The organism is Rhizobium sp. PEPV16 (assembly GCF_008919455.1).
Taxonomy (GTDB): domain Bacteria; phylum Pseudomonadota; class Alphaproteobacteria; order Rhizobiales; family Rhizobiaceae; genus Rhizobium; species Rhizobium leguminosarum_Q.
This window is the reverse complement of sequence record NZ_VSZV01000313.1, coordinates 26,077-41,056: the sequence shown is the minus strand read 5'-3', so window position 1 is coordinate 41,056 and position 14,980 is coordinate 26,077. Positions and strand designations below refer to the sequence as shown.

Below are 14,980 nucleotides of genomic sequence, written 5' to 3'. Positions count from 1 at the left end.
ATACGATCGAGGCGCTCGCCGAAGGCGACAGCCCGGAAGAGTTCCTCGAACACACCAAGCTCGAGCTGTTCCAGGATCAGGTCTTCTGCTTCACGCCGAAGGGCAAGTTGATTGCCCTGCCGCGCGGCGCCACCCCGATCGATTTCGCCTATGCGGTACACACCAATATCGGCGACACCACGGTGGGCGCCAAGATCAACGGCCGCATCATGCCGCTGGTGACGCGGCTTGCAAATGGCGACGAGGTCGAGATCATCCGCTCCGGCGTGCAGGTTCCGCCCGCCGCCTGGGAGGAGATCGTCGTGACCGGCAAGGCGCGCGCCGCCATCCGCCGAGCCACCCGCATGGCGATCCGCAAGCAATATGCCGGCCTCGGCCACCGCATTCTCGAGCGCACCTTCAACAGGGCCGGCAAGATCTTCTCGCGCGAGGCGATGAAGCCGGCGCTGCACCGTCTCGGCCAGAAGGATGTCGAGGATGCGATCGCCGCCGTCGGCCGCGGCGAGATGTCCTCGCTTGACGTGTTGCGCGCCGTCTATCCCGATCATCAAGATGAGCGCGTCACAGTGAAGCCCTCCGGTGATGACGGCTGGTTCAACGTTCGCAGCGCCGCCGGCATGATCTTCAAGATCCCCGGCAAGACCAAGACAGGGCACGACGGCGGCCATTCGGAAATCGACGCCGATGCCGATATCGGGCCGATCCGCGGCCTGTCCGGCAATGTCGACGTCAAGTTCGCGCCGACCGGCGCCGTGCCCGGCGATCGCATCGTCGGTATCATGGATCAGGGCAAGGGCATCACCATCTATCCGATCCAGTCGCCGAGCCTGCAGCGCTTCGACGATCAGCCCGACCGCTGGATCGACGTGCGCTGGGACCTCGACGAAGCCAACAAGTCGCGTTTCATGGCGCGCATCATGGTGAATGGGTTGAATGAGCCCGGCACGCTTGCCAAGGTCGCCCAGACGGTCGCAGGCCTCGACGTCAATATCCGCTTGCTGAACACGGTGCGGGTCGCGGCCGATTTCACCGAAATGATGCTCGAGGTCGAGGTTTGGGACCTGCGTCAGCTCAACCAGCTGCTCGCCCAGATGAAGGAGCTGGATTGCATCGCCACGGTCCGGCGCCTCTACGAGTAAGCTTTTGTTAAGCCGCCCCAGAGGGTTGGCCGAAAAATTGCACATTTTATAATCGGAGAAGCGCATCAAAGGGACAAGCGATGCGATAAGCGCATGGCTGTCTCCATATTGCGGCGGTGGTAATTAACCTTTGTCGGGCCTATCTTCTGGTCATCGAAACGTAAACAGAAGATGAGACAAGATAATGTTTGACCCTATCAAGAAATTCGCTCGCGCCTTTCGCGCTCCGACCACGCAGGAACGTGAAATGGCATATTTGAATGGCTCGCTCGATCGTATCGATCTCGAGTTTCGTCAGCGCCAGGTCGACCGCGGTCTGTTCCGCAACCGTTGATACTGGGCTTATACTTGAGGCGAGTGAGGGACGTTATGCATAACGGACGCCCCTCGGCATGAAGGAGCTCCTCTTCGCAGCGAGAACTGAGGGGCGGTTTTTCGAGCGGTATCATTTGCCGCTCTTGTCATGGTGGTGTGCGCTGCACTAAATACCGGCCATGTTGTTTCGCCGTCGCAAGCCTGCGGGATTCAAGGAAAAGATGCGGGAGCTTTTATGGCCTCGCAAAGGTTTCCTTCGCCCGATCCGTTACCTGACAATGCGCGTCCTGCGCCTGAGCGCTTCGCCGCATGCGGTTGCCGCCGGCGTCGCTGCGGGTGTCTTCGTCTCGTGGACGCCGTTCATCGGCGTGCATTTCGTCATGGCTTTCGTCATCACCTATTTCCTCTCCGGCAGCATGGTGGCCGCCGCCCTCGGCTGCGCCGCCTTCGGCAATCCGCTGACCTATCCCTTCATCTGGGGCATCACCTGGGAAATCGGGCATCTGCTGTTGAGCCGCGAGGATCAGTTGGCCGGTCAGACGGTGGATCTCGCCGCCCTTTTCCACAAGCTGAACTTCACCGAATTATGGAAGCCGGTGCTGGAGCCGATGCTGATCGGCGCTATCCCGCCGGCGATCGTCACCTCCGTTGCGCTCTATGCGCTGACATTCTACACCGTGAAGGGTTTTCAGATGCGCCGCCATATACGGCTGATGGAGCGGGCGCGCCTGCGTCTTGCCGTTTCAGCCGGCGACATGCCGAACGTATGAACCCGATCAAGAATTCTTAAGCGACGGAAGGGGCCGGCATGATCATCGGCATTGGCAGTGATTTGATCGACATTCGCCGTGTCGAGAAATCCATCGAGCGCTTCGGCGAGCGCTTCACCCATCGCTGCTTCACCGAGATCGAGCGCGCGCGTTCCGATAAGCGGGCAAACCGTGCCGCATCCTATGCCAAGCGTTTTGCCGCCAAGGAGGCCTGTTCCAAGGCGCTCGGCACAGGCATGGCGCAGGGCGTCTTCTGGAAGGACATGGGCGTCGTCAACCTGCCGAGCGGCAAGCCCACCATGCTTTTATCGGGCGGCGCCGCCCTGATCCTCGAATCGCTGCTGCCCGCGGGCCACAGGCCCGCCATTCATTTGACAATAACGGATGATTATCCCTTGGCGCAGGCTTTCGTCATTATCGAGGCGTTGCCCTTGAGCCTCTGATCGCGCGACCTCGGGAGCTGTTGATCGCGACCTCGGAAGCGTTGATCGCGACCTCTCGTCGCTTTTGATGTTGTCGCCATTGCCGCAACCGGCCGAAGCCGGTAGAACAGGATGATTTCAGGCCGACCGGCCTAAAATCTGAATCCTGTTCTAGATTAAAGAATTAGAGCATGATGTCGTCCGAAAACCGCTCACACTTTTCGGCATCATGCTCTAGAGAGAACGACAGAAAGAATTGCGCCGCCGCGGCGTCTTGAAGGAATAAGACTGCGTGTCCGAAAAAGTCGAAGCCAAGCCGAACGCCCTCTGGGAAAATATCAAAGTTATCATCCAGGCGCTGATTTTGGCGATGGTGATCCGAACGGTGCTGTTCCAGCCCTTTACCATTCCGTCTGGTTCGATGATGCCGACCCTGCTTGTCGGCGACTACATCTTCGTCAACAAGTTCGCTTACGGCTATTCGAAATATTCGCTGCCTTTCTCGCCTGATGTTTTCAGCGGCCGCCTGTTCGGCGCCGATCCGAAGCGTGGCGACATTGTCGTCTTCCGTTTCCCGCCGAACCCCGACATCGATTACATCAAGCGCTGCATCGGCCTGCCGGGCGACCGTATCCAGGTTACCGACGGCGTGCTCTACGTCAACGGCGAGCCGGTTCCGAAGGTGGCGGACGGTGCGTTCACTTCGGATTACAAGCTCGACCCGGGCGAGGACGTGCCGGTGTTCCGCGAAACGCTCGACGACGGCAAGTCCTACGACACGCTCGATCAGTCTCCGGTGTCGCGTGGTGATAACACCCGCGAATTCATCGTGCCGGAAGGCCATTATTTCATGATGGGCGATAATCGCGACAACTCGCTCGACAGCCGCTTCGACGTCGGCTTCGTGCCTGCCGAAAATCTTGTCGGCCGTGCCAGCGTCATCTTCTTCTCTCTCGGCAACGACACCTCCTTCCGCGAGATCTGGAAGTGGCCGACGAACATGCGTTGGGACCGCCTCTTCAAGGTTGTTGAATGAGTAAGGCGCAGACGCTTTCTGCGGCGGACCGCGCAAAGCTTGAAGGCCTGATCGGTCATGACTTCGCTGAAAAGGAACGCCTGGATCGCGCGCTGACCCATGCCAGCGCCCGCACCGAAAAGGGCGGCAATTACGAACGGCTGGAATTCCTCGGCGACAGGGTCCTCGGGCTCTGCATCGCCGAGCTTCTGTTCCGCACCTTCGGCACGGCAGGAGAAGGCGAGCTCTCGGTTCGCCTCAACCAGCTCGTCAGCGCCGAAACCTGTGCTGCGGTCGCCGACGAACTCAATCTTCACCTTTATATCCGCACCGGCGCCGATGTGAAAAAACTGACCGGCAAGCGCATGATGAATGTGCGCGCCGATGTCGTCGAAAGCCTGATCGCCGCGATCTATCTCGACGGCGGCCTTGAAGTCGCCCGCCGGTTCATTCTGCGTTACTGGCAGGGCAGGGCGGTGCGGGCCGATGGCGCCAAGCGCGACGCCAAGACCGAGCTGCAGGAATGGTCGCACGCGAAATTTGGTGTCACGCCGATCTACCGGGTTGATGAACGCAGCGGACCGGATCATGATCCCCGCTTCAAGGTGACGGTGGAAGTTGCTGGCATTAAGCCCGAAACCGGCGTAGAGCGGTCGAAGCGTGCCGCCGAACAGGTGGCGGCAACGAAGATGCTCGAGCGCGAAGGCATTTGGCAGCAATCGCCTGCCGGAAACTGACGGGACAATGACACAAGAAGAAGATATCGCGGCCGAAGCTGCCGCAGAAACCAATGGTCCGACGCATTCGGGCTTCGTCGCGCTGATCGGGCCGACCAATGCCGGCAAGTCGACGCTGGTCAACCGCCTCGTCGGCGCCAAGGTCTCGATCGTCAGCCATAAGGTGCAGACGACACGGGCTATCGTCCGCGGCATCGCGATCCACGACAATGCCCAGATCGTCTTCATGGATACGCCTGGTATCTTCAAGCCGCGCCGCCGGCTTGACCGCGCCATGGTGACCTCGGCCTGGGGCGGTGCGAGGGATGCCGATCTGATCGTGCTGCTGATCGACAGCGAGCGCGGCCTGCGCGGCGATGCCGAAGCCATCCTCGAAGGCCTCAAGGAAGTCCGGCAGCCGAAGATCCTGCTGCTCAACAAGATCGACCGCGTCAACCGCGAGGATCTGCTGGCGCTGGCCGCTGCCGCCAACGAGAAGATCGCTTTCGATCGCACCTTCATGATCTCCGCCGAAAACGGCTCCGGCTGCGACGACCTCATGGACTATCTGGCGAAAACGCTCCCGGAGGGGCCGTGGTACTATCCGGAAGACCAGATCTCCGATCTGCCGATGCGCCAACTCGCTGCCGAGATCACCCGCGAGAAGCTGTTTCTGCGCCTGCACCAGGAGCTTCCCTATGCCTCGCATGTCGAGACGGAGACGTGGGAAGAGCGCAAGGACGGCTCGGTGCGGATCGAGCAGGTGATCTATCTCGAGCGCGACAGCCAGAAGAAGATCGCGCTCGGCAAGGGTGGTGAAACCATCAAGGCGATCTCGACTGCGTCCCGCAAGGAATTGTCGCAGATCCTCGAACAGCCGGTCCATCTCTTCCTGTTCGTCAAGGTTCGCGAGAATTGGGGTGATGATCCCGAGCGGTTCCGCGAAATGGGTCTCGATTTCCCGAAATAAGCATGGCCAGGATTTCGTCGGGTTGGCGCCAGCCCTTTGTTTCCGCATAAAAAATTCGCCTCGCTCATGGAACAAATCCGTGCCTTGCGCATTCCTTGACGAACGGCGCGCCAATGTTGGCGCGCCGATTTTTGCGACGGCAAGGGCAAGTATGGCGACGTCGAGACCCATCAATTCTTTCAAGACCCCTTGCGACCAATGTCCCTTGCGGCCTCTGCCGCATTTCAGGGAGTTCAGCCGTGATGAGTTGGAGTTCGTCTCGAGCTTCAAGAGGGGTGAACTTGCCGTCGATGCCGGCTCCACCATCCTCGTCGAGGGCGCACATAGCGCTCACCTCTTCACCGTGCTCGCCGGCTGGGGCTTCCGCTACAAGATGCTGGAGGACGGACGCCGCCAGATTCTGAACTATATTATGCCGGGCGACCTGGTCGGCCTGCAGGGAACGATCGCCGGCGAGATGCAGCATTCCGTCGAAGCGCTTTCGCCCGTGTCCCTTTGTGTCTTCGAGCGTGACAGGCTGATGACGCTGTACAACAAGCACGCCTCGCTGGCCTTCGACATCACCTGGATCGCCGCGCGCGAGGAGCGCATCCTGGATGAGCATCTCTTGAGCATCGGCCGCCGCACGGCGCTGGAAAGAGCAGCCTACCTGATCGCCTTCCTGTTTGAGCGTGGCCGGAAGCTCAATATCTTCAACGGCCGCAAATTCATTCCCATCACCCAGCAGCACATCGCCGACACGCTCGGTCTTTCCATCGTTCACACCAATAAAACTTTGAAAAAGCTCAGCGAACGAGGGTTGATCCGCTGGCAGGAGCGCGGCTGCGAGGTGCTGAACGGCGAGGAATTAATGGCGATCGCCGGCTGGGAAGGGCTGGGAGAGGGCAAACGCCCGTTCATCTAAAGCGCGTCGCGTCTTAGGTCTTTGTTTTGCGCGACATGCTTTGGTCAAGCAGCCTGGTTATGTCTTTTTTAAATGCAGATTAGCAGCAAGGAAAATAAAGTCGGCTGTCATCTTCCTCCGATTTTGATTCTTATCGACCGGGCAGAAAAATGGTTTATTCAGAAAAGGTGGCGGAATTCACCGATAGCGTGCCATGCGGGGCACCGGAGGGCAATGATGTTGGCGAAACGGCCGGGGCGCTGCGACAGGCGCCCGACGAGGGGCATCGAATCATGAGCGCAATCCGTGTTCTGGTTCTTGAAGACAGTTTGATCATCGCGATGGAGGCGGAGGATATTCTTCGCCTGGCCGGCGTCGAGAGCATCGATATCGTCGGCAGCGTCGAGCAGGCAAGGGCCGCCATTGCTGCGGAGAAATATGATTTCGCTCTTCTCGACGTCAATCTCGGCGAGGGCATGAGCTTCGGTTTTGCCCGCCATCTTCTCGATATCGGCATCCCGTTCGGCTTCGTCAGCGGCTATTCCGATACCGGCGATTTCCCGCCCGACCTGCAGCACATACCACTTCTGGTGAAGCCTTTCGACGAAATGGCGATGCGGGAATTCCTGCAGAGGCTTTTCCCGGCTGTCGCCTGATGCGGTCCCCGACGGAAGCCGGGCCTTGCATTGCAGCGTGTCTTTCAGACGCGCAAAGGACGCTGTAACGCGTTGAATTATGCAGTAGGATGATTCGTCAGCCGTAAGGACTTCTTTCAATGCAGTGGCAGGACCATGCGATCATCCTGGGCGTCAAGCGCCACGGCGAGACGAGCGTCATCGCCGAGGTGATGACGCGTGATCGCGGCCGCCATCTCGGCCTGGTGCGCTCCGGCCGCTCGCGCGCCATGCAGCCGGTGCTGCAGGCGGGCAATGCAGTGGAGGTTATCTGGCGAGCCCGGCTTGACGAGCATCTGGGCGAATTCCGCGTCGAGCCGGTGACGCTGCGCGCTGCCCGGTTGATGGAAACGGCAACCGCCGTCTACGGTGTCCAGGCGATGGGTGCGCTGCTGCGGCTGCTGCCGGAGCGTGACCCGCATCCGCATCTCTTCGATGCGCTGGAGGTCATCCTCGATCACCTGCACAACCCGGCCGATGCCGGCGAACTCTTTGTGCGTTTCGAGCTTGCGGTGCTGAATGACCTCGGCTTCGGCCTCGATCTTGCCGAATGCGCCGCGACCGGCGCCCGTTCCGATCTCGCCTATGTCTCGCCGAAATCCGGCCGCGCCGTCAGCCGCGCCGCTGGTGCCCCCTGGGCGGACAAGATGCTGCTCCTGCCGCCGTTCCTCAGTATCGAGGGCAATCATGCGGCCGACTTCGATAGTCTTTCAGCCGCATTCCGTCTGACAGGGTTCTTTCTGCATCGCCATGTCTACGAGCCGCGCGGCATCGAAGCCGTAGCAGCCCGCGACGGCTTCGTTCAGGCGGCACTCAAGGCGCTCAATCCAGCCGTGCGGACGCTTTCAGGTCCGAATGGTATTTCCGCCTGACCTCCGTTTTTTACGGGTGCAAAACATCCTCCGGATTTGGCGGTTTACCTGCCTATGAGCGCTTCCTATGTCTTCACAGGATTGCCAATCAAGGAGGACCTCATGCTGACTAAGACCGCATCACCGACGACGATCACGCTCTGGAATGGCCGCGAAATTCCGCGCCTCGGTATGGGATGCTGGGCGATCGGCGGTCCCTTCTTCGCCGGCGACACGCCGCTCGGCTGGGGCGATGTCGACGACGATGAATCCGTGGAAGCGATCCACCGTGCCATCGAACTCGGCATCCGCTTCTTCGACACGGCCTCGAACTACGGCGCCGGCCGCTCGGAGGAGGTGCTCGGCCGGGCGATCGGCAATCGCGACGATATTGTCATCGCCACCAAGTTCGGCTTCGCCACCGACCCGGAAACCAAGCAGGCAACCGGCGCCTTCGCCGATGAGGCCTTCATCCGCCGTTCGGTCGAGACCTCGCTGCGCCGCCTCAAGCGCGATAGCCTCGATCTCCTGCAGTTCCACCTCAATGATTTTCCGCTTGAACAGTCGGATGCCGTCTTCGATACGCTGGAGGCGCTGCGCGCCGAAGGCAAGATCGATGCGTTCGGCTGGAGCACCGATTTTCCCGATCGTGCCGCCCGTCATGTCGGCCGCCAGGGCTACGTCTCGATCCAGCATACGATGAACGTTTTCGAACCGGTGCCGGAGATGATCTCGGTGATCGAGGGGAAGGGTCTGATCTCCATCAATCGCGGTCCGCTGGCGATGGGACTGCTGACCGGCAAGTTCACCGCCGACAAGGCGGTGGGCGCCAAGGATGTCCGTGGGGCGGCCCTTGACTGGATGGTCTATTTCAAGGATGGGCGCATGGCCCCGGAATTCGCCGCAAGGCTCGATGCCGTCCGCGATCTCCTGACGTCAGGCGGCCGCACACTGACGCAGGGCGCGCTTGCCTGGCTCTGGGCACGCTCGCCGCGCACCCTTCCCATTCCGGGGTTCCGCACCGTCGCCCAGGTAGAGGAAAATGCCGGCGCTCTGGAGAAGGGACCACTGCCGGCCGATGTCATGGCAGGCATCGATACCGCACTCGCACGCGTGTGACGCTCTAACTCTTTGTTTTCACGCAATTCCGGACGGAGAACCGCTTCGCGCTTTTCCTGGAATTGCTTTATGCTGCGGCGCGACGCTTGAGCGCCCAGCCTTCTGGCCTCTCTTCAACGATGCGGACGGTGTCACCGATCGTGACCCTGCCGCTGCCGCGCGGCGTGACGTTCCAACCGAAGAGCGGGCCTGGCACGCGCCGATCGGCCGACATACGGATGCGGCCCATGGCCGGCATCGGGTTTGGTCCCTCGCGGGACCCGGTCAACTGGTCCTGCGTCGTCATGATGCAGCGGGAGCAGGGTTTGACGAGATCGAAGCGGATGCCGACGATCTCGATCGCCGCCCAGCGGTCCTCCGCCCAGGCTTCGTCGGTATCGATGACGATGTTCGGACGGAAGCGTTCCATGCCGACACTGCCTTCGCCATGGGCGGCGAGATCGGCATTCAACGCTTTCAGCGAGCCGGTCGTCGTCACCAGGATCTGGTAGCCGTCGGTAAAGGTGACGGGCGTGGCTTCGCCGGCCCATTCGGCATTCGCCGTCCGCCGTGCCTGCCCGTCGAAGAAGACCAGGCGCACCTCGCGGCCAAGCCATTCCGAGAGCTGCCGGTTGCTCTCCGGATCGGCGACGGCCGCGTTGACGGCAGATTTCCACACGATCACATCCATGCGGGCTTCAGGCTGAGGCGGTGGTACCGATATGTCCGTTTTCCCCTGCATCAGCAGCCGAAAGGCACTCGCTTCCGGTCGTACCTCGATGCGTGCGAGGTCGGGCAACTCGCGCTGGGTGATGAAGTGCCCCTGCGCATCGGTGATCATCGCCCGCCGGTCGCCTGGAAGCCCATAGGCGTCGATGTCGGCGGCGGGCAGCGCAATGCCACGGGCGCTCTTGAGCGGATAGATGAAGAGGTCGCTGACAAGCATGCAGTTCTCCTAGATTTCGTCCATGAATTCCGAGAGAAAATCGCGCAAGCTCTTGTCACGCGCGGCCGCCAGCCTGCGGCCGGTCTCGGTCTGGAATCCTTCCGCCAGTTTGAACAGCTTCGTCTGGAAATGGTCAATGGCATAACGCTTGTCATCGAGCGGGCGGTCTGCCGCTGCCGGGTCGAACGGATCGTAGAGCCCGGATCCCAGTCGCCCGGCGATATAGAAGCAGCGGGCGACGCCGATCATGCCGATCGCGTCCAGCCGGTCGGCATCCTGCAGGATCTTCGCCTCCAGCGTCTGCGGCGCCACCCCGGCCGAGAAACTATGCGCGGTGATTGCGTGGGCCGCGGCCTCGATATCCGCGCCGCTCCAGCCAAGTTCCGCCAGGATCGCCGATGCCTTCTCGGCCGCCAAAGCCGATGCTTTTGCCCGCTGCGGCGAATTCTTCTCGACGGCGACGCAGTCGTGCAGCAGCACGGAAGCAACAAGAACCCGCCCGTCGCCGCCTTCTCCCGCATGGATGCGCATGGCATTCCTGAAAACGCGCCGGATATGGGCAAGGTCGTGCGAGCCGTCGTCGCCGTCGGCCGCATGCGCAATCAGCGCCGCGGCAAGCGTTTCGTGTGGGGAGAAGGCTTCAGCCGCGAACATAGCGCCACCTGTCATGAGGAAGATCGTTTTCCGCCGATGAGCATCGGCGCGGAAGTGGATGCGGACGGGTAAGAGAATGCGACAACGACGATCTCAGGAACCGCAGCCGATTTTGTAGCGGCTTGCCGTGCGAGTCGCAATCGACGGGGATCTCAGTGCTTGGCTTTGGGGAGACGCGTCACGCCACCGCTCTTCGGCGGCGGGGAGAGAAGATGGGGCACGTCACGCGCCGGTCTCGGCGGGCTGATGTGATAACCCTGGATCTCGTCGCATTCCTCGCACTCGAGCAGCGCCAGCTGCGCGGCCGTCTCGACACCCTCGACGGTGACGCGCATGCCGAGCGCATCGCCGAGCAGGATGATCGCGTGCATGATCGCATGCGCTTCCTTGTTGTCGACGATGTCGTTGACGAAGGATTTGTCGATCTTGATCTTGTCGAAGGGAAAGCTCGAGAGGTAGCTCAGTGAGGAATAGCCGGTTCCGAAATCGTCCATCGAGATGCGGATGCCGCGCTCCTTCAGCGCATGCAGGATCGGCAGAACTTCGCTCAGATTTTCCATCAGCACGCTCTCGGTGATTTCGAGTTCGAGCCGCGACGGCGACAGCGCCGCGGCGGCAAGCGCCTCGCTGACATCGCGCGTCAGGTCGCTGCTGCTGAACTGGATTGCCGAAACGTTGACGGCGATCTTGATGCCTTCGGGCCATTGCGCTGCATCGTTGCAGGCCCGGCGCAAAACCCAACGGCCGATATCGACGACGAGGCCGACCTCTTCGGCAAGCGGAATGAAATCCATCGGCGGAACGCGGCCTCGAACCGGGTGGTTCCAGCGGATCAGAGCTTCGAAGCCGCAGATGCGCCGCTGCGAGAGGTCATAAAGCGGCTGGTAATGCAGCTCGAACTCCTCGTTCTCAACGGCTGTTTTGAGGTCCGCCTCCAGCGCGTGGCGCAACTGCATCTGCGCTTCCATCTCACTGGCGAAGAAGCGCTCGCGTTTGCGGCCGTCCGCCTTGGCATGCGACAGCGCCACGCCGGCATTTTTCAGCAGGATATCGGTTTCCTCGCCATCCTCAGGGGCGATTGCGATGCCCATGGAGACGCTGAGCTCCACCTGTTTCTCGCCGTGGAAGAATGGCTCGGAAAGCTCCCGGCGGATCTGCTCGGCAAGCGCTGTTACGTTCCACGGCTGCTGCTTGCCCGTCTGGAGGATGGCGAATTCGTCCGAGCCGAGGCGCGCCAGGGTGTTTTCCGAACCGGCCGAGGCTCGGACGCGCTCCGCGACCTGCTGCAGGATCTTGTCGCCGGCCGAAACGCCCATCGTGTTGTTGATCGATTTGAACCGGTCGAGATTGAGGTGAACGAGGGCGATCTGCTCATCCGACTTGCGTTCCGTAAGCGTCGCATCGACCTGTTCGCGAAAGTGGATGCGGTTCGGAAGGCCGGTCAGCGGGTCGTGGTGGGCGAGATAGGTGATGCGCTCGGCCGCCCTTCGATCCTCGGTGATATCGGCATGTATGGAAATGTTGCTGCCGTCGGAAAGGATAGTCACCATGCTCTGGATGATGCGACCATCATCCATCAACCATTCGCGCCGACGGAGACTACTGCTTCTTGCTGTTGCAGCGGAATGTCGCTCGGTCCGCCGGCCGGGTTTGGTGCTCTCCGTACCACGCATTTTGGCCGTGAGATCGGCGATTGTCGCGCCGGCAGTGAGATCTTCTTGCGTCAGGCCGAAGAGCTGACGGAAACGGGTGTTGGAAAGCGTCAGCCGCTGGTCGGCGTCGAAGACGCTGAGACCGAGCGGCAGGTTGTTGAGAATGATTTCGAAGAGTTTTTTCTGTCCGTCGAATGCCTGGCTGAGCGCTGACATATTGCCTCTCAGCACATGGTTTTCCCTCAGCAGCGTTTCCAGGCTTCTCTCGATTTCGTCATAGTTGCTTTCATGGACGCGATAGGTCGCGATCACGAGATCCATCAGACGCTGCGCATCGATCGATCCATCGTCCGTAATGGCCTGAGTGCATTGCTGCCAGAAAAGCGCTTCAGCTTTCATGTGGATGCGTCTTGCGCAGCCGCTGCCCCGGCCTCGGGGGAAGGTGCCTTCGATTGACGTACGTGCATCATTACGCCGGACATGAAAACCTTTCTCAAATGAACACAGAATTGCTTTTTATAGCCGGACTGTCTGGTGGCAATGCGTGACGCCCATTTTCTATGGGTCGAATTAATATTCGGTTGCAGTGCAACAGCGACGGGCACTTGGTCAGACAATTGTCTCTATGTAAAAAATCGCTGAAATTTGGGGGAAATCGGCCGGCTGGCGCAGGCGGCAGGCGCCTTCGCGGCGTTCCGTTAACTTTTGTCAATCATCGTTAATGAGAAGTTAACAACTTATTGACGCACTGCGCAAATCAGTTTAACCACCGAGTCAGCACTGATTTTCCACGTTCGTATTGCGTACAAACACCACCGGCAAAAGGCGGTGAATGGAGGTTTGTATGACCAGCACCACATCCGTTTCAGACAGCTCATATGCATATCTGGCGACGCTTTCGCGTCTCGATGCCAATGGCGATGGCGTCCTCAGCCGCGGCGAACGTGCCGCCGATGAGAAGCCCGGCATCATCAAGGAACTCTCGGAAGATGACACGACCAGCGACACGCAGCCGAAATTTTCCGGCAGCCTGATTGCCCTGATGATGGACACGCGCAACAGCGGTACGCTAAGCAGCATCGCCGTTTCTTATCCGTTGCAGCAGACCGCGCCGGCGACCGGCGATCAGCCCGACGATCTCTACCGCAACACTTACGGCCAGTTCGACTTCAACGCTGTCGCCTGACGACCGGCGTCTCAATTCGGGCGATCTCCAAGCCGGCCGTTTGGCCGGCTTTTCTCGTTCGATGGTCTCTAATCAGGAACACCTTCCGGCCTGACACGTTCAGAAGGACAACCGGACGGAAGGAGATCTCCATGAAAGCCATGCGCAATATCGCCGCCCTGAGCCTGCTTGCGGTTGCATTGCCGGCGGGCGCTCAGGACAAGCAGACGGCGGTCGCCAATTTCGTCGGCAAGGACGGCAAGGAAGACGGTCGCGCGCAGCTGACGGCTGCCGCCAATGGCGGCGTCCTGATCGAAGTCGAGATATCGGGACTGCCGGCGAACAAATGGGTGGCCTTCCATGTGCATGAGACCGGCCGCTGCGACGCCGCGACCCATCACGAATCGGCGGGCGGTCATTTCAATCCCGGGAAGGCGGAGCATGGCATTCTTGCCGCTAAGGGTCCGCACGCCGGCGATATGCCCAATCAATATGTCGGGCAGGACGGCGTGCTGCGGGCGCAGATCTTCAATACCATGGTGACACTCGACGGCAAGACCGACGGCATTCGCGGCCGCGCATTGATGGTGCATGCCAATTCGGATGATTATCGGAGCCAGCCTTCGGGGGATGCCGGGGAAAGACTCTCCTGCGGCGTCGTTCAATAGCTACGGCACAAGTCCTAAAATCGGGATCGATTGAGGGACAAAGCCATGCAGTAATTCAGCCTGTGCACAGCGCCGCTGGTCTTAAAAGATCCGCGGCGCCGCAATGTCTTACTGTCGCGTCTGCGTCGGCTTTTCGGCGGTTGCCTTGCCGTTGGACTTTTTTTGTGGCGCGGCATCTGAAGCATCCGCATCAGCGACCGGTTTCTTGTCGAAGGCGAGTTTCACGCGCTTTACCATGTCACGGCTGACCAGCCACCAATCGCCGGTCTTTGCCCAATAGCGCAGCGTTACGGACATCGCGCCGTCGCCGAGGCTGTCGATGAAGACACTCGGTGCCGGTGACGTCAGCACTCTGGAATCGGCTCTGGCTAGGCCCATCAGCCTCTCCATCGCCAGATCGATGTCATCCTCATGGGCGACGCTGATTTTCAGCTCTTCCCGCCGCGTGGGCTCGCGGCTGAAATTGGTAATCGGCGTGTTCCAGAGCGTCGAATTCGGTGCTAACCGGTAGAGCCCGTCGCCAGTCCTGAGTTCGGTCGCAAACAGTCCGATTTCGCGCACCGTACCGGCCACGCTGCTGGTCTCGATATATTCGCCAACGCGGAACGGTCTGAGGATCAGCAACATGATACCGGCCGCGATATTCTGCAGCGTCCCTTGCAGCGCCAGCCCGATCGCCAGGCCGGCTGCGCCGAGCGCCGCGATGATCGAGGCGGTCTGAACGCCGAATTGGCCGAGCACGGTGATGAACACCAGGATCAGCAGCGCATAGCGCACGACATTGGTGAAGAAGCGTGCCAACGTCTCGTCGATGCCGTGGATGCGCGACAAGCCCTCATAAGCCCAGCGGCTGACGAAGCCGGCGAGCGTCCAGCCGATGACCAGCAGGATTAACGCCCCCAGGATTGAGAAGGAATATTGGACTGCGAGCGCGCTTGCTTGGCTGAGTGCCGTGCGGGTGGCGAGGAAGACGTCGGCTGCTTGTTGTTCCATGATCAGGCTCTGTCGATTGTTCGTGGTCGGGGCCTAGATGGAGCGGCCG

17 protein-coding genes are annotated in these 14,980 nt (G+C 60.6%); 13 read left to right on the top strand and 4 right to left on the bottom strand.

Going from position 1 to position 14,980, the window contains the following annotated elements:
- From FY112_RS18895 to FY112_RS18845, 11 genes are all read left to right on the top strand, one after another.
- The coding region (locus FY112_RS18895) for a RelA/SpoT AH/RIS domain-containing protein (protein ID WP_151519039.1) at positions 1-1,139 on the top strand (1,139 nt) is incomplete at its 5' end.
- A gap of 184 nt (positions 1,140-1,323) precedes the next feature.
- Positions 1,324-1,473 carry a DUF3563 family protein gene (locus FY112_RS18890; protein ID WP_003558084.1) on the top strand — a complete coding sequence of 50 codons (150 nt, stop codon included), beginning with the start codon at positions 1,324-1,326 and terminating at the stop codon, positions 1,471-1,473.
- 160 nt (positions 1,474-1,633) lie between these two features.
- The gene (locus FY112_RS18885; protein ID WP_131708431.1) at positions 1,634-2,224 is read left to right on the top strand and encodes a DUF2062 domain-containing protein; all 591 of its coding nucleotides are present in this window, start codon (positions 1,634-1,636) and stop codon (positions 2,222-2,224) included.
- A 38-nt stretch (positions 2,225-2,262) separates the two neighbouring features.
- A complete protein-coding gene (gene acpS / locus FY112_RS18880; protein WP_131708430.1) occupies positions 2,263-2,667 on the top strand; it encodes a holo-ACP synthase in 405 nt (134 codons plus the stop codon).
- Between the two features lie 271 nt (positions 2,668-2,938).
- On the top strand, positions 2,939-3,682 hold the full coding sequence (gene lepB, locus FY112_RS18875) for a signal peptidase I (RefSeq protein ID WP_151519038.1): 744 nt from the start codon (positions 2,939-2,941) through the stop codon (positions 3,680-3,682).
- Positions 3,679-4,398, top strand: coding sequence for a ribonuclease III (gene rnc, locus FY112_RS18870; protein WP_011651202.1), 720 nt, complete (start codon positions 3,679-3,681; stop codon positions 4,396-4,398). The genes lepB and rnc overlap by 4 nt, the downstream gene beginning before the upstream one ends.
- Positions 4,399-4,405: 7 nt before the next feature.
- Positions 4,406-5,347, top strand: coding sequence for a GTPase Era (gene era, locus FY112_RS18865; protein ID WP_027665220.1), 942 nt, complete (start codon positions 4,406-4,408; stop codon positions 5,345-5,347).
- 151 nt (positions 5,348-5,498) lie between these two features.
- Positions 5,499-6,251: a Crp/Fnr family transcriptional regulator gene (locus FY112_RS18860; RefSeq protein WP_017959764.1), complete on the top strand. Its 753-nt coding sequence runs from the start codon at positions 5,499-5,501 to the stop codon at positions 6,249-6,251.
- Positions 6,252-6,400: 149 nt separating this feature from the next.
- Complete coding sequence (locus FY112_RS18855; protein WP_017959765.1) at positions 6,401-6,886, top strand: response regulator; 486 nt, start codon at positions 6,401-6,403, stop codon at positions 6,884-6,886.
- Positions 6,887-7,005: 119 nt separating this feature from the next.
- Positions 7,006-7,776, top strand: coding sequence for a DNA repair protein RecO (gene recO / locus FY112_RS18850; protein ID WP_017959766.1), 771 nt, complete (start codon positions 7,006-7,008; stop codon positions 7,774-7,776).
- Between the two features lie 102 nt (positions 7,777-7,878).
- Positions 7,879-8,874 carry an aldo/keto reductase gene (locus tag FY112_RS18845; RefSeq protein ID WP_131718923.1) on the top strand — a complete coding sequence of 332 codons (996 nt, stop codon included), beginning with the start codon at positions 7,879-7,881 and terminating at the stop codon, positions 8,872-8,874.
- A gap of 67 nt (positions 8,875-8,941) precedes the next feature.
- Here the strand turns inward: FY112_RS18845 and FY112_RS18840 are convergent, their stop codons facing one another.
- From FY112_RS18840 to FY112_RS18830, 3 genes are all read right to left on the bottom strand, one after another.
- Positions 8,942-9,799, bottom strand: a complete 858-nt coding sequence (locus tag FY112_RS18840) for an MOSC domain-containing protein (protein WP_017959768.1) — start codon at positions 9,797-9,799, stop codon at positions 8,942-8,944.
- A gap of 9 nt (positions 9,800-9,808) precedes the next feature.
- Positions 9,809-10,468, bottom strand: a complete 660-nt coding sequence (locus FY112_RS18835) for an HD domain-containing protein (protein WP_181018243.1) — start codon at positions 10,466-10,468, stop codon at positions 9,809-9,811.
- A 137-nt stretch (positions 10,469-10,605) separates the two neighbouring features.
- The gene (locus tag FY112_RS18830) at positions 10,606-12,504 is read right to left on the bottom strand and encodes an EAL domain-containing protein (protein WP_151519037.1); all 1,899 of its coding nucleotides are present in this window, start codon (positions 12,502-12,504) and stop codon (positions 10,606-10,608) included.
- A gap of 433 nt (positions 12,505-12,937) precedes the next feature.
- Between FY112_RS18830 and FY112_RS18825 the strand changes: the two genes are divergently transcribed.
- Entirely contained in the window at positions 12,938-13,291 is a 354-nt protein-coding gene (locus FY112_RS18825; protein WP_017959771.1) for a hypothetical protein, read from the top strand.
- A gap of 131 nt (positions 13,292-13,422) precedes the next feature.
- Complete coding sequence (locus FY112_RS18820) at positions 13,423-13,938, top strand: superoxide dismutase family protein (RefSeq protein ID WP_017959772.1); 516 nt, start codon at positions 13,423-13,425, stop codon at positions 13,936-13,938.
- 108 nt (positions 13,939-14,046) lie between these two features.
- Here FY112_RS18820 and FY112_RS18815 read toward each other — a convergent pair whose 3' ends face one another.
- Positions 14,047-14,931, bottom strand: a complete 885-nt coding sequence (locus tag FY112_RS18815) for a mechanosensitive ion channel domain-containing protein (RefSeq protein WP_151519036.1) — start codon at positions 14,929-14,931, stop codon at positions 14,047-14,049.
- Between the last annotated feature and the right edge of the window lie 49 nt (positions 14,932-14,980).